Origin of the sequence: Corallibacter vietnamensis, from assembly GCF_039537875.1 — a bacterium.
Taxonomy (GTDB): domain Bacteria; phylum Bacteroidota; class Bacteroidia; order Flavobacteriales; family Flavobacteriaceae; genus Corallibacter; species Corallibacter vietnamensis.
Map to the genome: position 1 here is coordinate 664,099 of NZ_BAABBI010000001.1, position 19,053 is coordinate 683,151.

A 19,053-nucleotide genomic window follows, 5' to 3' on the forward strand; every position below is an offset into this window, starting at 1 on the left:
CTTGAGAAATAAATTTCTCAAGCTTCATAACAATTAATCAAGCAAGTGTTTTTATAAAAACACTATTTTTTTATAATCTTAAATGTTTTTTGTGAGTTACCAATGTTTACCGTAACAAAGTAAACTCCGTTATTTAGATCATTCATATTAACTTGTGTTTTTAAGCTGTTTGGAGTTACTCTTACAACTTCTTGACCAACAAGATTGCGAATGCTAATTTTAGACATTGTATTTGCAGATTCAATCATTAAAGTATTCACAACAGGGTTAGGATAATACTTAAATGAATTAAAATCGTTTGAAGTTTCTACACTTAATGAAGGATCTGGATAAGCCATTAAAGAAAATTCTGCAGTACTGCTAGAAGCATGAATAGCTACTAAATATGTTTGATTTGCAACAAGCTCTCCTGTTCTTTCTCCTGATAAATAGCAACTAGTAAGTCCAGTTACATCTTGCTGTAAGTCACTACAATCTCCGCTGAATACTGAAAAATATGATATTCCCGATACACGTGTATAGTCAAAATGATATACGCCTGTTAAGCTAGGTGTAAAACTGTACCAAACTACATTATTACTAGAACAATGCTCTATTGAAGGATAAGAGTCTGCCAAAGTTCCAGAAATTGCGTTTGCTCCATTTGAATCTGGAGATTCTGTTAACGTTCCTGGAGTTTCGCAACTATCATTTGAAACTGGATCAGGTAACTGCCATACACATAAGTCAAAAATAGCTCCAGGTTCACTTTGATTACTTTGAACCATGATGTAGAATGTTTCAGAGCTATCCATAGTCACAATTTGATTTGAAGTAGTACCACAAGATGTTGAAACTTCAGTTAAAGCTCCACAAGTACCTTTGTAAATAAAATATCTAGAAGATGCTCCAGATGTTTTATCAAAACTAAACTCATAAACACCAGATACAGCAGGGTTAAACACATACCATACATCACTATAAGTTGTTGTTGTTGAATCAGCACATGTTGACTCTGTAGAACGCGTTGCTCCAACAGTTGTTTCTCCTACCAACCCATTATTACACGTTTCATCAGTAGAAACAGTTAGTGTTGTTGCATTAGCACACTCATCATTAACAGGCGCCACTGGTGGTGTTTTTAAACATATGTCATAGTTTTGAGCATAGTTTATACCTAATCTTGTGTAATTACGAATATAGTACGTATTTCCATCTGTTAACCCACTAAATATAGCGTAATTTCCTTCTTTACAGCCTACGCTTGTTAAAGAGCCACAAGCTGATCCTTCAAAAAGTTCTGTTGATTGAATAGTACCTCCAGCACCAATAGCTTCTGTTATGTTTAAGTACTCTACTACAATTGTATTTCCATCTGCCACAAAACTAAACCATACGTCATTACTATTATCTGTATCACAAGCTGAATTTGCTTCGTTAGAGTGTATTGCTCCTGCATTTGTTGCGCTTGTATATAATGTACAAGTATCATCAGTATTTACATCTAAAGCAATACTTCCTAAACAATCATCATTTGCTGGTGGACAATAAAAAAATGTACTATCGTTGTATGAACAGCTTGTTTCATCATCGTTTATTAAATCAAAAGTAATTGTTTGACCACTTGTGTAAGGCCCCATTGGCACAACTCCCGTAGAAGAAATATTGTTTACAACACCTCCGTTACTATCTTGTAATGTTAGCGTTGTTGCATCTCCCATATAAGTAACGTCTACATCTACATTAAATTCACCACTACCACAGTCTGGTGTTGGTGTTAAAGTGAACGCTGGGTTTATACAAGGGTTTTCAGTAATAATAAGATTGTAACTGTATGTTCTAGTTGCAGAAGAGTTACTCATTACTAAAAAGTAAGTTGTTCCTGCGTTAAGTACAATTTCTGATAGGTTTCTGTCTGTATTTGCATAAGTTCCAGAGTATGCAACACAAGTAGTTGCTGTATCTGGACATCCGTCTAATACGTGTATTCCTGCTCCATTATTGCTTAACCCTGTTACATCAATGTTTATTGACACATCTGATGTTGGTGTAATAGAATAATATACATCACTTCCTCTCATATACGAGTTACTACAAGGGCTTACATCTATATTGTTTTCATAATTTGCTGTATCAGCAACATCTACATAAAAACCTCCTGTAAAAGTAATTTCTTTAGGGTTACTACATGTTGCACCAACTAGAGGTGCGCTTCGTACTACAAAACTTTCTTCAGTACATGATGCAGCGTCTCCAAACCCATTGAAAGGTACGATTGTTACAAAATAATCCTCTTCGTAAGTTAAACCAGTTAAACTATAGCTTGTTTCGGTAGTTATGTCTCCATTAACTACATCTGTTAATCCTGTTTCTGTTCCAACATACACTTTATACCCTGTTGCTATACCAGTTGCTGAACTCCATTCTAATAGTGTATCTGGTTCAACATCTGTTGTTGCAGAAGTCATTACAGCATCACAATTAGGAACCGTTGTAGGCGATTGTAATAAAGACACATTATCTATTGAAAAAGAAAGGTTTACATCTGAATCATTGTTTATAGAAAAACGTGCTTGAAAATCATTGCCAGCAGCAAGTGTGCCTACATTTATAACTCCACTTGAAACACATGTCTCTATATCTACGAATGTAAAAGAAGCATCATTTATTGTTGTGATTGTTGTCCAGTTTGCTCCATTATCAACAGTGTATTCTAACACTATAGATCCCCAGTCAGCTGGTGGCGCATTGAACGATGGTGGAAAACCAAAAACTATTTGAAAAATATTATATTCAAAGCTTACAATTAAATCTGTATTATTTGTAATTGCAGAATAAAGAGGCGTTGTAAGTGAAGCTGTTCCTCCTGAAGCTACATTGGCAAGTTCGCTTAATCCTGACCCACCACAAGGAGCAGATGTGCTTGTGCTAAATCCAACATCGGTCCAGCCACTAACCTGGCCGTTGTTTGAAGCACTATCAAAATTTTCTACAATCTCTACTTGAGAGAATGCAGCAACACTAAAAAGTGTTAATAATAAAAGTGTAATTTTTCTCATTTCGAATTAAAATTTAGTTAGTATTTATTAATTTCTTGATTACCTGTTTAAGAAGTCAATCATATTCATTTCAACCACTAAAACATCTTGGTTTTCAAAAATTAACGTTGTGTTTGCTTGTGATAAATATATTAACACATATACCATATATAATAGCGTGTATGTTTAGCATTTACCGAAATTTGAAAGGCAAAAAAGATAATTAAAACACTGATTTACAGAAAAGTAAATCAATATGTTAGTGTTTTGTTAACTTTAGAAAAAAACAAGTGATTTACTGAATATTTTACCGTTTTTATATTAATTACCGTGTTGTTTTTTTAAAAAATTAACTGATTATCCGCACTTAATTAAAAAGTAAAATAGATTATTAGGATTACAAGAAAGGTGCCTTTGTAACTTATGTCACTTAGCGTGAAATCATGAATATGTATTTTTGTAAAAAAACTAAATACATGAATTGGATTTACGAACCTTGGCCATGGTATATTTCTGGACTAATGATTGCTTTTATTATGTTTCTTTTAATAATGTTTGGAAAAAACTTTGGTATGTCTTCAAACTTAAGAACATTATGTACTATTTGTGGAGCAGGAAACAAGTCTGAATTTTTCAAATTTGATTGGAAAACTCAAAAATGGAACTTAACCGTTGTTGTTGGCGCTGTAATTGGTGGATTTATAGCTTCTCAATTTTTAAGTAATACTACCAGCGTTGCTATTAGCGCTGAAACAATTTCTGACCTAAATAACTTGGGTTTTAATAGCGCAGGAAAATCATACTTACCTGAAGAGTTGTTTAGTCTTCATCTATTAAGCGTGAAGAATATTATATTACTATTTATTGGTGGCTTATTAGTTGGTTTTGGAACGAGGTATGCTGGTGGCTGTACATCTGGGCATGCAATTTCGGGTTTAAGTAACCTACAAATACCTTCTTTAATAGCTGTAATTGGTTTTTTTATTGGCGGATTACTAATGGTCCATTTTATTTTCCCTTTAATCTTTTAAAACTATGAGAACACTATTTTTTTTATTTATAGGTATTCTTTTTGGAATAACAATGTTTAAATCTGAAGCAGCTTCATGGTTTCGTATTTATGAGATGTTTCAGTTTCAATCCTTTCATATGTATGGCATTATTGGTTCTGCTCTAGTTTCAGGAATACTTGTGGTGCAAATCATAAAGCGTTTTAAAATAAAATCGTTTTACGGAGAAAAAATCACTTTTAACCCTAAAGACAAAAGCTTTAGTCGCTACTTTTTTGGAGGTATTATTTTTGGATTAGGCTGGGCTTTGGCGGGTGCTTGCCCTGGACCAATGTTTACATTGGCTGGCGCTGGTTATTTATCAATACTTATTGTTATAATTGCAGCTGTTTTAGGAACTTTTCTATACGGTTTATTAAAAAATAAGCTGCCTCATTAAAAAAATCACATACATTATGTAACAAAAAAAGCCTCACAATACTGTGAGGCTTTGCAATTTCTAGTAGTGGTCCCACCTGGGCTCGAACCAGGGACTTTCTGATTATGAGTCAGATACTCTAACCAACTGAGTTATAGGACCCGAAATTGGAGTGCAATATTACTACTTATTTTAAAACCTTACAAGTAATTTATTCAATTATCTCTTGACAAAGTTCAATAAGTACACCGTTTGTTGATTTTGGATGCAAAAATGCAACCAATTTATTATCTGCTCCTTTTTTAGGTTCGGTATTTAAAACAACAAAACCTTCTTCTTTAAGACGCGCTATTTCTAACTGAATATCAGCAACATCAAAAGCTATATGATGAATACCTTCTCCTTTTTTTTCTATAAACTTTGCTATTGGACTATTGGGATTTGTTGCCTCAAGGAGTTCTATTTTATTTTCTCCTACTTGAAAAAAAGATGTTTTTACGCCTTCACTAACAACGTCTTCTATTTTATAATGTGGTTTTCCAAATAATTTAGAAAACAATGTATTTGATGTTTCTAGGCTTTTTACTGCAATTCCTATGTGTTCAATTTTTTTCATCAATCTTTATTTGTAAATTAAGGTACTAATTTTAATATCAAAAGTAAGATAATCTTTAAATATCCGTTATTTTTGCATATTGAAAAACACTTTATTGTTTTTACAAAAACTTAAAAAAACAACCGCGTGGAAGAAAGTCAAAGACAAAAAAAGATAGGATCTGTACTACAACGAGATTTAGTTGAAGTGCTTCAAAATGCAGCGACACAAGGTGGTATGCAAGGTATTTTAATATCAGTTTCTAAAGTTAAGGTTACTGTAGATTTATCTGTAGCAAAAGTATATTTAAGTATTTTTCCTAATGACAAAGGTCAAGAGTTAATTAAAGGTATTCGCTCTAATGCGCCATTAATTAGACATGAACTAGCACAACGTACAAGACATCAATTAAGACGTATGCCGCAGCTGGAGTTTTTTATTGATGACTCTTTGGAATATATTGATAAAATTGAGCAGTCCTTAAAAGGGAAAGATAACCCGCTTAATGATCCTAACCTATTAGACAAACGTAAAAAGTCCTAATTGAACTTTTCTTTTTATATAGCAAAAAGATACCTGCGCTCTAAAAGCACAAATAACGCTATTAATTTTATTACTGTTATTGCTGCTATTGGAGTTGTTTTAGGTGCTATGTCTTTGTTTATAGTACTTTCTGGGTTCTCTGGGCTTAAAGATTTTACCCTTCAATTTACATCTATTATTGATCCTGACTTAAAGGCTGAGCCCGCAACAGGAAAAACATTTATAGTAACAAACGAAACATTATCACAGTTAGATAGTTTACAAAGTATTGCGTCATACTCAAAAGTTATTGAAGAGCGTGTTTTTGTTTCTTTTGAAGGAAAAAATTACCCTAATGCATATATAAAGGGTGTTGATGAAAATTATAATGTTGTAAATAAAATAGACGATGTTATATCATTAGGTAGCTGGCTTTCTCAAGGCACTAATCAAATTGTTTCTGGTTGGGGCATATCAAACAATCTGTCGTTTAGCGTTTTAGATTATGGTAAAACTGTAAACCTATATGTTATAAAACCTGGAAAAGGTCAAATTACTTCATTAGATCAAATTTATAATTCTTTTAATGCTGCTAATATTGGTGTTTTTGATGTTAACGAAACAATTAATGACAAATACATTTATGCACCTATAGCAATGGCTAAAGCGCTTTTAAGTTATGAAGACAATCAATTATCTAGCATAGAATTTAAACTAAAAGATGGTGTTACCGAGGATACAGCAAGACAAGAGCTACATACTATATTTGGAGATACTATAGTTTTAAAAAACAAAGCACAATTAAACGACGCGCTTTATAAGATGCTTAATACAGAAAACCTTGCGGTTTATCTTATTTTTACCTTAGTTTTAATTATAGCGCTTTTTAACGTTATTGGGTCTATAATTATGATGATTTTAGATAAGAAAAAAACCTTAAACACCTTATATAATCTAGGAGCAACTATAAAAGATATTCGTAGAATTTTCTTTTTTCAAGGAAGTTTAATGGCTATTTTAGGTGGTATTGTTGGATTAATTATTGGGTATATTATTATATTTCTTCAACAACAATTTTCATTAATTATGCTTACAGCATCACTACCTTATCCAGTAACTTTAAGGTTTGATAATGCTATTATTGTTTTTGTAACAATTTCTGTTTTGGGTGTTATTGCTGCAAAAATTGCATCGGTAAGAATTACAAAACCACTAGTATCTGTTTAAGCAAACTGATAGTCTGAAAAAACATCTAAAACCTCATCAAAAGCAGCAAAGACATCTTTTGACTCGTCACTAGTTACCATTTTCATTCTATACTCTTTAAAATTTGGAATTCCCTTAAAGTAATTTGTATAATGGCGTCTGGTTTCAAAAACACCTAGCTTCTCACCTTTCCAGTCTATAGACATTTGCAAATGCCTTCTCGCAGCTTCTACACGCTCTTGAAGAGAAATAGGAGGTAAATGTTCTCCGGTGTTAAAAAAGTGCTTTACTTGTTTAAAAAACCAAGGATTTCCTATAGTAGCACGCCCTATCATGCATCCATCTAGACCGTAATCATCTCGCATTTCCATAGCTCGTTCTGGTGAGTCTACATCACCATTACCAAATACCGGAATATGCATTCTAGGGTTGTTTTTTACTTGCGCAATAGGTTTCCAATCTGCATTGCCTTTGTACATTTGAGCACGTGTACGGCCATGAATAGATATAGCTTTTATACCTACGTCTTGTAGGCGTTCTGCTACTTCTACTATTCTTATAGAATCATGATCCCATCCTAAACGTGTTTTTACCGTAATAGGAATATTGGTTCGCTTAACCATTTCGGCTGTTAAGCTTTCCATTAGGCAAACATCTTTTAGTATTCCTGCTCCAGCACCTTTACTTACTACCTTTTTTACAGGGCATCCAAAATTAATATCTATGATATCAGGGTTTGATTTTTCAACAATATCTATTGTTTTTAGCATGCTGTCTAAATTGGCTCCGAATATTTGAATACCAACAGGACGCTCTTTTTCGTAAATATCGAGTTTCATGGTGCTTTTTGCTGCATCACGAATTAAGCCTTCACTTGAAATAAATTCGGTATAAACCACATCAGCTCCTTGTTCTTTACAAAGCGCTCTAAATGGAGGGTCACTAACGTCTTCCATTGGTGCTAAAAGTAATGGAAAGTCTGGAAGTTCTATGTTGCCTATTTTAATCACAATAATTTTTATTTGAGGCAAAATTAATCAATAATCTTTTTATGTGATTATTTATGCTAATCTAAATCTTTTATTCTATCTACTTCTTGTATAGATTTATGGCGCTCATTGGTTTGAAGTTTAATATTTCCAAATTTATACCTAAAGCCTAATTTTATATAGCGTGTATCTTGGTCTGTATTGTAGTGGCTATACTGATTATCATATTGTGTAGATGTTTTAAAATCGGCTTTGTTTAGAGCATCGCTAATACTTAAAGATAAAACACCTCTACTATTAAATACTGATTTGGTAACTGATAAGTCTGAAAGAAAACGGTCTTCTACCACAGAAAAGCCATATAAATAAGATGACAGATATGTTATTGCAGCGTTTACAGATAGACTTTTATCCTTTAAAAAAGAAAAGGTATTGTTTAAAACACTATAATTTGACCACTCGTCTAAAGTTACTAACTCTTGTCCGAATTGGGTTTGGTCTTGAATGTTATAAAATGAGGTTACTGCGTATAAAAACCAAGAAGGTGTTACGTTAAAATATGTTACAAAATCAAAACCGTATTCTCTGGTTTCGTTAATATTAATTGGCGAATAGGTAATCTGATTTGTGGCGTTATTCTGCCTTGCTAATTGATAAATATTACCTTGACTTCGTTTGTAATAAGCTTCAAAAGTAAAATACTCTGTAATGTTTGTTCCAAACGTATAATGGTCAGTAAAAACAGGTTTTAAGCTTGGATTCCCTACTACAAATGTATTATCATTTAGGAAAAACGTAAAAGGATTTAAGTCTTTAAAATCAGGTCTTGTTATGCTTCGTTTGTAGTTTGTATAAACACTAAAATTATCTGATGCTTGAAATTTAAGGCTAACCGTTGGAAACCACTCAAAGTAACTTTGGGTGTTTGTTTGGTTTGTAGTAAGAGATTTGCCTTCAATGTCAGTTTGTTCAACTCTTAAGCCTGCATTTAGGCTCCACTTTGTCCAATCTTTATTAAAATTAGCATAAGCAGCAAAAACAGATTCGTCATAGTTAAATGCGTTAGAATATGTGTAGTTGAAGACTGATTGATTTGTATTAAAATCAAAATCATTTTTTTCTATATCACTCTCGGTTTTAACATTTGAAAATTTAGCTCCTAAATCAAGTGATCCCGAGTTTTTAAGCGGTAAGTTATAATCTATTTGAGAGGTGAAAATATTTGTTCTTTGATTGGCATTCGTATTAAAGGCTGTTGGGTTGATAAAAACATTATTTTGGTCGTAATACTGACTTAAAGCTTCTTGTGTTCTATCATACTTGTACGTTGTAAAATGACCATTGTAATATAAGCTTCCTGAACCTTCATTAAAGGTATGAGTATATCCTAAATCAAAATCTAGATTATGCTTTTTATCCTTAAATGTTGATTGTGTATCAAATCGAGATAAAAAGAGATTGTTTTCATCATAAATATTTGTGTTGTTGTTAACGTTATATTTAAAATAAGGCGTTAACAATATATTTGATGAAACATTCATTTTATTTTTTTCATCAAAAAGTACATCTATATTAAAATTTACATTATGCGTTTTTGTCCATGAGTTTCTCTTAACATTTGATTGCCATACCTCGTCTACTTTATTATTCTGGTCTAAGTAAAATACTGCATCATCATTTTCTCTATTAATCTTACTGTGTGTATAGCTATAATTAGCAAAAACATTTACTTTATCTGTTTTGTAAAACTGATTTATGCCTCCATTATATCTAGGAAATACACCTTGAGAATAATTACCATAAACACTACCTCTATAACCAGTAGCTAGGTTTTTAGTCATTTTAATATTTAAAACAACTCCGCTTTCTGCATCATAGTTTGCTGGTGGATTGGTAATAACTTCAATTGACTGAATTGTGCTGGCTGAAGAACTTTCTAAAAGCTGAAGAAGCTCGCTAGAGGTTAATTGCGCTTTTCTATCGTTTATATATACTGTAGGAGCTGTGTTTTTTATCAAAATTTTTCCGTCAAAAACTAAAACTCCTGGCGTACTCTTTACAACATCTAATAAACTACCCTCAGATAATGCTGTTTCTGCAACATTAAATATTAAGCGATCTGCTTCTTTTTTTACTGTTGGCTTTTTGGTTATAATACTAACTTCATTTAAAGCTTCAGGGTTTTCTTGTAAAACAATAGTCCCTAAATCAATATGCTTGTTAATATTTGTTAGTGATTTTGTATAGTCATTATAACCTATAAAAGTAATTTGTAGTTCATAATCTCCTTCTTCTATATTATCAATAATAAAGTAACCTTGTTCATTTGTTGAAGCGCCACTTACAACTGTAGAATCAGATAATAGCACAGCATTTGCAAAAGAAATCGGGTTGTTTTTTTCCGTTTTTACAGTACCTGATATTGATATTTCCTGACAAATACCAACCATAGGTATTGCCATAAAAAGAAAACAAAAAATACTGATATTAAATTTCATAAAACAATTAATTCCTGCAATATAAAGATTGTTTTTAATATTTTTTTACGGTTTTACCATAATTAAAATAAATTCATTATTGTTCCTCTAAATAATTTAAAGCACAAGAAAAGAATTATATTTGCAAATTAGTATAGCATACACCTTATGAAGCACATTAGAAATTTTTGCATTATTGCACATATTGATCACGGCAAGAGCACATTAGCAGATAGACTGTTAGATTTTACAGGCTCTGTAACTGAACGCGAAAAACAAAACCAGTTATTAGACAATATGGATTTAGAGCGAGAACGTGGTATAACCATTAAGTCGCACGCCATTCAAATGGATTATATTTATAACGGAGAACAATATGTATTAAACCTAATTGATACGCCTGGTCACGTTGATTTTTCATATGAAGTTTCACGATCTATTGCTGCATGTGAAGGTGCTTTACTTATCGTTGACGCTGCTCAAAGTATTCAAGCTCAAACTATATCAAATCTATATTTGGCTTTAGAGAATGATTTAGAAATTATTCCTGTATTAAATAAAGTAGACTTACCAAGTGCCAACCCAGAAGAAGTTACTGATGATATTGTTGATCTTTTAGGTTGTGATCCTGAAGATGTAATACATGCTAGTGGTAAAACAGGTTTTGGAGTAGAAAATATTCTTGAAGCCATTATAAACCGCATTCCTGCACCAACAGGAAATGTTGACGAACCTTTACAAGCGTTGATTTTTGATTCTGTTTACAACCCTTTTCGTGGTGTAGAAACATACTTTAGGGTTATTAACGGTTCTATTAAAAAAAACCAACAAATAAAATTTATAGCTACAGGTAAAACTTATGGTGCAGATGAAGTTGGTACTTTAAAACTTAAACAAGTAATAAAAAACGAAATAAAAGCAGGTGATGTTGGATATTTAATTACTGGAATTAAAGAAGCAAAAGAAGTAAAAGTAGGAGATACAATAACTGATGCAGCAAAACCAACACAAAATGCTATTGCAGGTTTTGAAGACGTAAAGCCTATGGTATTTGCTGGTATTTATCCAGTAGATACTGAAGATTATGAAGATTTAAGAGCTTCTATGGAAAAACTTCAACTTAATGATGCTTCTCTTGTTTTTACACCTGAAAGTTCTGCTGCTCTTGGTTTTGGTTTCCGTTGTGGGTTTTTAGGAATGCTACACATGGAAATTATTCAAGAACGCTTGGAGCGCGAATTTGATATGACCGTAATTACAACTGTTCCAAACGTATCTTATCACGCATTTACAAACAAACATCCTGATGAAATTATTATAGTAAATAACCCATCAGATTTACCAGAACCTTCAACATTAAATCGTGTTGAAGAACCTTATATTAAAGCTACTATTATTACCAAAGCCGACTTTGTAGGTAATGTTATGTCGCTTTGTATTGATAAGCGTGGTATTATTACAAACCAAACATATTTAACAACCGAACGTGTAGAATTATCTTTTGATATGCCTCTTGCAGAGATTGTTTTTGATTTTTACGACAGACTTAAAACAGTTTCTAAAGGATATGCCTCGTTTGACTATTCTCCAATAGGTATGCGAGCTTCAAAATTAGTTCGTGTTGATATATTACTAAACGCGCAGCCTGTTGATGCGCTTTCTGCTCTAATTCACGCTGATAATGCATATACTATTGGTAAAAAAATTACTGAAAAATTACGAGAGTTAATACCAAGACAACAATTTGACATTCCTATTCAAGCTGCTATTGGTGCAAAAATCATTGCACGTGAAACCATTAAAGCGCTTCGTAAAGATGTTACTGCAAAATGTTATGGTGGTGATATTTCTAGAAAACGTAAACTTTTAGAAAAACAGAAAAAAGGTAAAAAGAAAATGCGTCAAGTAGGTAATGTTGAAATACCTCAACAAGCATTTATGGCTGTTTTAAAACTAAATGATTAAAACCTTCAAATAACAAAAAAAGCTCACTTAAAAGTGAGCTTTTTTTGTTTATAAAATTACCTGTTTTATACTTTTTCTACATCTATTGGTTTTCCTAAATAGACAAGTTTAGAGCCTTCTTTTATAGTTATTCCTTCTTTATTATTTGAAGGTATAATATTTAGCTCTCCTTTATCATCTTTAATAAACAACGGAATAGAATCTTTGTCGTTATCTGTTATTTCAATTAAAGACTCATAGTGTTCCTTGTTATCTAGTTCTATTTCTTGAATAGATGGATGCTTTCTTATAGCGGCGTTTAAAGAGTTATAATCATCAGTAAAAGAAAATAAACCTTCTTTAATATTACTAGACCCATTTTCTATTTCTTGAGATGTCATAAGCCTAAACGCCCCATTTTCTCCAAACTGTTTGCTAAACTTATTTATAGCATACTTGTTTATATCAGAGCTTGGAGTAAGTGCCATTAAGTATCCTACATCATTAAGCTCTATATTGTCTAATAAATTATCAGAATAAATATTTGCAACTATAGCTTCTAGACCTAATTCTCTAGCTTTATTAATATTATTTTGATTACTATCTATTAACACAACGTGTCTATTATTAGACTCTAAATAATGCCCTAATAAACGTGATATTTTTGAAGCACCAATAATTAAAATTCCATCAGATTTTGTTAAAAATACACCTACCGTTTTTGCAAAAATTCTGGCTGTTGTAGCATTTAGTAGAACAGTACCAAGCACAATCATAAAAACTAAAGGTGTTATATATTCTGCGCCTGCAACGCCATCTTTTGCTAGTTTCAACCCAAATAGTGATGCAATACCAGCTGCAACAATACCTCTAGGTCCTACCCAACTAATAAATAGTTTTTCATTAAGCTTTAAGTTAGATCCTTGTGTACTTAAAAATACTCCAAGCGGTCTTAAAATAAAAACTACAACTGCAAATAATATGGCTGTATTCCAATTATAAATAAGTAATAAATCTTCAAAGTTTATGTTTGCTGCAAGAAGAATAAATAAAATAGAAATAAGCAATACACTTAATGACTCTTTAAAATATAAAAGCTCTTTTAGATAAGGAGATTTTGAGTTACCTAAAACCATTCCCATAACTACTACAGATAATAAACCTGACTCATGAGCAAAAACATCAGAGAGAACAAAAACACCCAAAACAGCTGCTAATGCAAACACATTCATTAAATAATGAGGAACAAGTTTTTTGTTTATAATGAAATTAAGCGCATGTGCAAAAGTAAATCCAAACGTAGAACCAAAAAGAACAATTTTTCCAAACTCAATAAAAGCTGTAATAGTGTATTCTCCACCTGCATCAACACTAATAAACTCAAACACCAATACAGCAACTAAAGCTCCTATAGGATCTATTAAAATACCTTCCCATTTTAATACTGTAGAAATATCTTTCTTTAAAGGAATATTTCTTAATATGGGTGTAATCACTGTTGGTCCTGTAACAATTATTAAAGCTGAAAATAAAAACGATATTTCCCAGCTTAAATAAAAGATATAATGGGCAGCAACTGCTGCACCAAAAAACGTAACAACAGAGCCAACGGTTATTAGTTTTGTTATTGCTGGACCAACGTTTTTTATTTCGCCCATTCGTAAGGTTAATCCTCCTTCAAAAAGAATAATACTTATTGCTAAAGAAACAAAGTAAAACAAACTTTCCCCAGGAAAAAGACCTTCTGTGCCATTCCATCTAGGAGAAATCCATTTAGAGCCATCATCTGTTAGAAACTCTTGGGCAATAGGACCAACCAATAAACCTATAAGTATTAATGGTAAAATTGCAGGGATTTTTAACTTCCAAGCAACCCATTGAGCCAGTATTCCTAATATAACAATACCTGCTAATTCAATCATATTTTTAAGTTTTAGGGAAAAATAGGAATAATAATTTTAAAAAGACACTTATTTAAGTGCTATTTATGATTATATCTTTTGATGTTATTTTACAATTAAAAAGGGAAAAAGTAAGGTATGATAAAGGTTGCTGCAATCCATATTAAAACATTTAAAGGTGTTCCTACTTTAAGAAAGTCTCCAAATTTATAATTTCCAGGAGCATAAACCATTGTGTTGGTAGGATAGCTCATAGGTGTCATAAATGTGAGTGAGCAAGCAAACATTACTGCTACCAAAAAAGGTCTAGAGCTTACATCCATCATATGTGCTAAATTAATAACAATAGGCGTCATTAATGCTGCTGTTGCTTTGCTAGAAATAAGGTTTGTAGAAATAAAGGTGGCTAAAAATAAGATACTTAACGTTATATTAGCTTCATACTGTCCTAGACTGCTTTGTATAAAATTTGCTATAAGCGTTGCGCCTCCTGTTTTTTCTAGCGCTGTTCCCATTGATAATACGCCTGCCATCATAAAAATAACTTTCCACTCAACGGCTTTATAAGCTTCAACAGGTTTTAATGCGCCTGTAATAATCATTAATAAAGCACCAATCATAGCGCTTATTAATATTGATGTTACATTGAATGTTGCAGATAAAACCACTCCTATTCCTATTAATACTGACGGAATCGCTTTTTTATAGTTTGTTTTTTTCTTTTTGTATTCTGAAAGTTTTACTACAAGATTTTGAATTTCTAAAGTCTCAAGTTCTTCTTTTTGACCTAAAATTAAAAGCATATCGCCTTCTTTTAATTTAATAGAAGAAAGCTTGTCATATTTAACCTCTTCGCGTTGCCTGATGGCTATAACCGAACTTTTATATTGTCTTCTAAAATTGAGTTGCTTTAAAGAAATGCTTGCTAATGCAGAACCAAAAGGAACTATAACTTCATGTATTTGATAATCGGTTTCTTTAGACTCTGCAGCCTTCATGCGTTTACTTCCGCTTATTTTATAGCCTTTTAAATCTAAAAGTCTTTGTAAGGTTTCTGGTGGAGTAAGTACTTTTAAAATGTCTCCTTCTTTAAGTTGAATTTCAGGTGAAAAATTATGTTTCAAAACACCATCACGAAGTACAGAAAGCACATTAATATTATGATCGCTTACTAGTTTTGTGCTGTGTAATGCTTTATCTAAATCTTTACACGTTGCTTCAACTTCTATTTCAGTAATATATTTTTCTGCCGTATTAATAAGTTCATTTGATGTCTCTTTTTGTTTTGGTAATAAAAAAGGAGCTATTAAAAAAATATAAATAAAGCCAACAGCTAGTAAACATACCGCTGCTCCACTAAACTCAAACATACCAAACTCTTCAACACCATATTTTTTAGCATAACTACTTATCAAAATATTTGTTGATGTTCCTATAAGCGTACAAGTTCCTCCAAACAGAGCCGCAAATGAAATAGGCATTAACAACATGCTAGGTTTAATGTTGGTTTCTCTACAAACGGTTAATGCTATTGGTAATAATAATGCAACAACAGCGGTATCATTAATAAAAGCAGAAAACAAGCTAGAAATAGCACAAAACATTACTAACGCAATTAAATAATGTATTTTGGCTAGTTTTATTATTTTATAACTTAAGCCATCTAAAATTCCTGAATTAAAAATACCTCCACTAATTACAAATATGCAGCCCAAAGTAATTGTAGCCGGATGATTAAATCCCGAAAATCCATCTTCTGGAGATAAAACACCTGTTACAATAAACAAAGCCATGATGATAATAGACGTTGTATCTATTGTAAAATAATCTCTAACAAATAGCAGTATTCCAAAAGCTATTATAGAAAATGTGATAATTAATTCTGCGCTCATATACCACGAGATTATAGATTATAATGTTAGCACTACTCCGTTGTTTCTTCTTCTTTTTCTCCTGATAAATAATACAATTTTTTTAAGCTTTTTTTAAGTAGCATAAACCTATAAATACCTATCACAAAAAAAATGGCACTAAACACTAATGATAAAAAAGCTAAATACTTAAAATCCGGAAAATTTTTAAGCTGAAAAAAAGCAATGCCTCCTAAAAGTAAATATAATGAAGACCTAATATAAGATAATAAAGTGCGTTCATTTGCCAAACGCGTTCTTTCAATAGCAAGATAATCTCGCAATATAATTTCTTCATCAGGTTTAAAATCGCGTCCAAACCTTAAAAGTTTCATTTTCTTAATCTTTAATTGAGGTTTCACGATAGGTTTCATAAATATTGCTTTTTATATAAAAATAAATCAAATTTTTATACATACAAACTTTTAAGTATTTCAAAATAAAACCTCTTATTTGTTAAAAAAATCTCAATAACATCATTTAAAATATAAAATGTTCTGCACATTTCTTAATTTGCAAGACTTATGAAACTACATCCTATTGAATCTGGAAATTTTAAATTAGATGGCGGCGCTATGTTTGGCGTTGTACCAAAATCCTTGTGGCAAAAAACCAATCCTGCCGATGCCAACAATATGATTGATATTGCTGCTCGCTGTTTACTTATAGAAGACGGTAATAAGCTTACACTCATAGATACAGGTATGGGAAACAAACAAAGTGATAAGTTTTTTGGATACTACTATTTATGGGGCAATGACTCTATAGATGCTTCGCTAAAAAAAATAGGGTTTCATCGCGATGATATTACTGATGTGTTTATGACGCATTTACACTTTGACCACTGTGGCGGCAGTATACAATGGAACAAAAATAAAACCGGTTATGAACCTGCTTTTAAAAATGCGCACTTTTGGAGTAACAAAGATCACTGGCAATGGGCAACAAACCCTAACAACAGAGAAAAAGCATCATTTTTGAAAGAAAACATTCTCCCAATGGAAGAAAGTGGTCAATTAAAATTCACCTCAATTCCAAATTCTGAAATCTTAAAAAATTCTGAATTAGGTTTTGATATTTTCTTTGCAGATGGGCATACCGATAAACAAATGATCCCTATGATACATTACAAAGGAAAAACCATTTGTTTCATGGCAGATTTATTACCAACTGTTGGTCACTTACCATTACCTTTTGTAATGGGCTATGACACGAGACCTTTACTAACATTAAACGAAAAAGAAAAGTTCTTAAATCTAGCAGCAGATAATAATTATTATCTATTTTTGGAACACGATGCACACAATGAAATTATTACAGTAAAACACACAGAAAAAGGCGTGCGATTAAACCAAGTTTTTACCTGTAATGAAATTTTTAACTAAATATAAAAAAGAAAAAATGAAATTAATTAAACCTGTTTTGTTTTCAGCTGTAGCAGCAACTATATTATCAAGTTGTGGAAGTGGAGCTGAAATTTTATCAACTCCTGTTGAAAATATTGATACAGTAGCTCTTAAAGTATCAGAATTAACAGAAAACGAAAAGCACACTTGGGGACATCTGGATATTGTTAAAGATACCATTCCAGGAATGAGTGTTGACAAGGCTTACTCTGAAATTATTAAAGACAAAAAAGGAAAAACTGTAATTGTTGCAGTTATTGATTCAGGAATAGATATAGAACATGAAGATTTAGATGGTGTTGTTTGGACTAACAAAAAAGAAATTGCAGGAAACGGAATAGACGATGATAAAAACGGATATATAGACGATGTACATGGCTGGAACTTTTTAGGAGATGCCTATGATGAGCAATTAGAATATGTGCGTATCCTTGCAAAAGGAGATACTAGCAACCCTGAATACGCTAGAGCTAAAGCTGAATACGATAAAGAATACCAAGAAACAGCTGCAAGAAAACAACAATACGATCAAATATACCAACGTCTTAAAAATGCTGATGAAGTTATCTCTGCATACCTAAAAAAGGACACATATACTACTGAAGAAGTAAAAGCAATAAGCACTGAAGATGAAAAAGTAACTGAAGCAGTTGGTGTTTTAAACTTTATTTATGCTAATGGTTTAGGAACAACTCAAGAAGCTTTAACAGCTATTAAAGAAGGTGTAGATTACTTTACTGATAAATTAAACTATAACTTAAACAAAGATTTTAACGGAAGAACAACTGGAGATAACCCAGACGATTTAAACGATGTTGGTTACGGTAACGGTAATGTATTACCTACAGAAATAGGAGAAAGTCATGGTACGCACGTTGCTGGAATTATTGCAGCAGAGCGTAATAATGGTCTTGGTGCAAACGGTGTAGCAAACAATGTAGAAATTATGAGCTTACGTGCTGTTCCTAATGGTGATGAATACGATAAAGACATAGCATTAGCCATTCGTTATGCTGTAGATAATGGTGCAAAAATTATCAACGGAAGTTTTGGAAAATATTATTCTCCTCATAGTGATTGGGTAAGAGATGCTATTGCTTATGCTAGTGATAATGATGTATTATTCATCAATGCTGCTGGTAACGAAGGTATAGATATTGATAGCAAAGCTGTATATCCTAATGATGCTGTAAACAATGGCCCTGAAGTATCAGAAACGTTTATTACTGTTGGAGCTTTAGCACCTAAATATGGATCAAATATGATTGCTAGTTTTTCTAACTACGGAAAAATAAATGTAGATGTTTTTGCTCCTGGAGCAAAAGTATACTCTACAACTCCAGAAAATGATTACCAAACAAAAGGAGGTACTTCTATGGCAGCTCCTGCTGTAGCTGGTGTTGCAGCTTTAGTACGCTCTTACTACCCTAAATTAACTGCTGCACAAGTAAAGCAAGTTATTTTAGACTCTGGTTTAGCTGTAAATCAACAAGTTGTTGTTGGCGGTAATGCAAGCGATGTAAGACCTTTTGCTGATTTAACAAAATCAAGTAAAATGGTAAATGCTTATAATGCTTTAATTATGGCTTCTCAACTTTCTAAATAAGTGAATTTTTACAAAGCCTCTTCAAAGATTGAAGAGGCTTTTTTATTTTAAA

General features: G+C 32.1%; 14 protein-coding genes and 1 tRNA gene. 7 read left to right on the forward strand and 8 right to left on the reverse strand.

Annotated elements, in window-relative coordinates:
* Window positions 1-62 precede the first annotated feature (62 nt).
* Window positions 63-3,038 (reverse strand): T9SS type A sorting domain-containing protein, encoded by a 2,976-nt coding sequence (locus tag ABD690_RS03005; RefSeq protein ID WP_344726902.1) that lies wholly within the window; start codon window positions 3,036-3,038, stop codon window positions 63-65.
* Between the two features lie 455 nt (window positions 3,039-3,493).
* Between ABD690_RS03005 and ABD690_RS03010 the strand changes: the two genes are divergently transcribed.
* Window positions 3,494-4,048, forward strand: coding sequence for a YeeE/YedE family protein (locus tag ABD690_RS03010; protein ID WP_344726904.1), 555 nt, complete (start codon window positions 3,494-3,496; stop codon window positions 4,046-4,048).
* A gap of 4 nt (window positions 4,049-4,052) precedes the next feature.
* The gene (locus tag ABD690_RS03015) at window positions 4,053-4,466 is read left to right on the forward strand and encodes a DUF6691 family protein (RefSeq protein ID WP_344726906.1); all 414 of its coding nucleotides are present in this window, start codon (window positions 4,053-4,055) and stop codon (window positions 4,464-4,466) included.
* A gap of 67 nt (window positions 4,467-4,533) precedes the next feature.
* On the opposite strand, the gene ABD690_RS03020 is transcribed toward ABD690_RS03015, so the two are convergent.
* Both ABD690_RS03020 and mce read right to left on the reverse strand, forming a co-directional pair.
* Window positions 4,534-4,607, reverse strand: a tRNA-Ile gene (locus ABD690_RS03020).
* Between the two features lie 49 nt (window positions 4,608-4,656).
* The gene (gene mce, locus ABD690_RS03025; RefSeq protein ID WP_344726908.1) at window positions 4,657-5,061 is read right to left on the reverse strand and encodes a methylmalonyl-CoA epimerase; all 405 of its coding nucleotides are present in this window, start codon (window positions 5,059-5,061) and stop codon (window positions 4,657-4,659) included.
* Between the two features lie 126 nt (window positions 5,062-5,187).
* On the opposite strand from mce, the gene rbfA reads away from it, so the two are divergent.
* On the forward strand, window positions 5,188-5,583 hold the full coding sequence (gene rbfA, locus ABD690_RS03030; RefSeq protein WP_344726910.1) for a 30S ribosome-binding factor RbfA: 396 nt from the start codon (window positions 5,188-5,190) through the stop codon (window positions 5,581-5,583).
* Window positions 5,584-6,789 carry an ABC transporter permease gene (locus ABD690_RS03035; protein WP_344726912.1) on the forward strand — a complete coding sequence of 402 codons (1,206 nt, stop codon included), beginning with the start codon at window positions 5,584-5,586 and terminating at the stop codon, window positions 6,787-6,789. It begins immediately after the preceding gene.
* Here ABD690_RS03035 and dusB read toward each other — a convergent pair.
* Window positions 6,786-7,778 carry a tRNA dihydrouridine synthase DusB gene (gene dusB / locus ABD690_RS03040; protein ID WP_344726914.1) on the reverse strand — a complete coding sequence of 331 codons (993 nt, stop codon included), beginning with the start codon at window positions 7,776-7,778 and terminating at the stop codon, window positions 6,786-6,788. The genes ABD690_RS03035 and dusB overlap by 4 nt on opposite strands.
* 56 nt (window positions 7,779-7,834) lie before the next feature.
* A complete protein-coding gene (locus tag ABD690_RS03045) occupies window positions 7,835-10,255 on the reverse strand; it encodes a TonB-dependent receptor domain-containing protein (RefSeq protein WP_344726916.1) in 2,421 nt (806 codons plus the stop codon).
* 147 nt (window positions 10,256-10,402) lie between these two features.
* Here ABD690_RS03045 and lepA point away from each other — a divergent pair, with 147 nt between their 5' ends.
* Window positions 10,403-12,199 (forward strand): translation elongation factor 4, encoded by a 1,797-nt coding sequence (gene lepA, locus ABD690_RS03050; RefSeq protein WP_344726918.1) that lies wholly within the window; start codon window positions 10,403-10,405, stop codon window positions 12,197-12,199.
* A gap of 65 nt (window positions 12,200-12,264) precedes the next feature.
* On the opposite strand, the gene ABD690_RS03055 is transcribed toward lepA, so the two are convergent.
* The 3 genes from ABD690_RS03055 to ABD690_RS03065 form a co-directional block, all read right to left on the reverse strand.
* On the reverse strand, window positions 12,265-14,100 hold the full coding sequence (locus ABD690_RS03055; protein WP_344726920.1) for a cation:proton antiporter: 1,836 nt from the start codon (window positions 14,098-14,100) through the stop codon (window positions 12,265-12,267).
* A gap of 95 nt (window positions 14,101-14,195) precedes the next feature.
* Window positions 14,196-15,971 carry an SLC13 family permease gene (locus tag ABD690_RS03060; RefSeq protein ID WP_344726922.1) on the reverse strand — a complete coding sequence of 592 codons (1,776 nt, stop codon included), beginning with the start codon at window positions 15,969-15,971 and terminating at the stop codon, window positions 14,196-14,198.
* 32 nt (window positions 15,972-16,003) lie between these two features.
* Window positions 16,004-16,363, reverse strand: a complete 360-nt coding sequence (locus ABD690_RS03065; protein WP_344726924.1) for a DUF202 domain-containing protein — start codon at window positions 16,361-16,363, stop codon at window positions 16,004-16,006.
* Window positions 16,364-16,513: 150 nt separating this feature from the next.
* Here ABD690_RS03065 and ABD690_RS03070 point away from each other — a divergent pair, with 150 nt between their 5' ends.
* Together ABD690_RS03070 and ABD690_RS03075 are read left to right on the forward strand one after the other, a co-directional pair.
* The gene (locus ABD690_RS03070) at window positions 16,514-17,374 is read left to right on the forward strand and encodes an MBL fold metallo-hydrolase (RefSeq protein ID WP_344726926.1); all 861 of its coding nucleotides are present in this window, start codon (window positions 16,514-16,516) and stop codon (window positions 17,372-17,374) included.
* Window positions 17,375-17,390: 16 nt separating this feature from the next.
* Complete coding sequence (locus tag ABD690_RS03075; protein ID WP_344726928.1) at window positions 17,391-19,001, forward strand: S8 family peptidase; 1,611 nt, start codon at window positions 17,391-17,393, stop codon at window positions 18,999-19,001.
* Window positions 19,002-19,053: the final 52 nt, after the last annotated feature.

What these genes read in the sequence shown, in the direction of transcription:
- ABD690_RS03060 (WP_344726922.1), bottom strand. Translation starts at nt 15,971, where the DNA reads ATGAGCGCAGAATTAATTATCACATTTTCTATAATAGCTTTTGGAATA.
- ABD690_RS03065 (WP_344726924.1), bottom strand. Translation starts at nt 16,363, where the DNA reads ATGAAACCTATCGTGAAACCTCAATTAAAGATTAAGAAAATGAAACTT.
- lepA (WP_344726918.1), top strand. Translation starts at nt 10,403, where the DNA reads ATGAAGCACATTAGAAATTTTTGCATTATTGCACATATTGATCACGGC.
- ABD690_RS03075 (WP_344726928.1), top strand. Translation starts at nt 17,391, where the DNA reads ATGAAATTAATTAAACCTGTTTTGTTTTCAGCTGTAGCAGCAACTATA.
- mce (WP_344726908.1), bottom strand. Translation starts at nt 5,061, where the DNA reads ATGAAAAAAATTGAACACATAGGAATTGCAGTAAAAAGCCTAGAAACA.
- ABD690_RS03005 (WP_344726902.1), bottom strand. Translation starts at nt 3,038, where the DNA reads ATGAGAAAAATTACACTTTTATTATTAACACTTTTTAGTGTTGCTGCA.
- ABD690_RS03015 (WP_344726906.1), top strand. Translation starts at nt 4,053, where the DNA reads ATGAGAACACTATTTTTTTTATTTATAGGTATTCTTTTTGGAATAACA.
- ABD690_RS03055 (WP_344726920.1), bottom strand. Translation starts at nt 14,100, where the DNA reads ATGATTGAATTAGCAGGTATTGTTATATTAGGAATACTGGCTCAATGG.
- ABD690_RS03070 (WP_344726926.1), top strand. Translation starts at nt 16,514, where the DNA reads ATGAAACTACATCCTATTGAATCTGGAAATTTTAAATTAGATGGCGGC.
- ABD690_RS03045 (WP_344726916.1), bottom strand. Translation starts at nt 10,255, where the DNA reads ATGAAATTTAATATCAGTATTTTTTGTTTTCTTTTTATGGCAATACCT.
- ABD690_RS03010 (WP_344726904.1), top strand. Translation starts at nt 3,494, where the DNA reads ATGAATTGGATTTACGAACCTTGGCCATGGTATATTTCTGGACTAATG.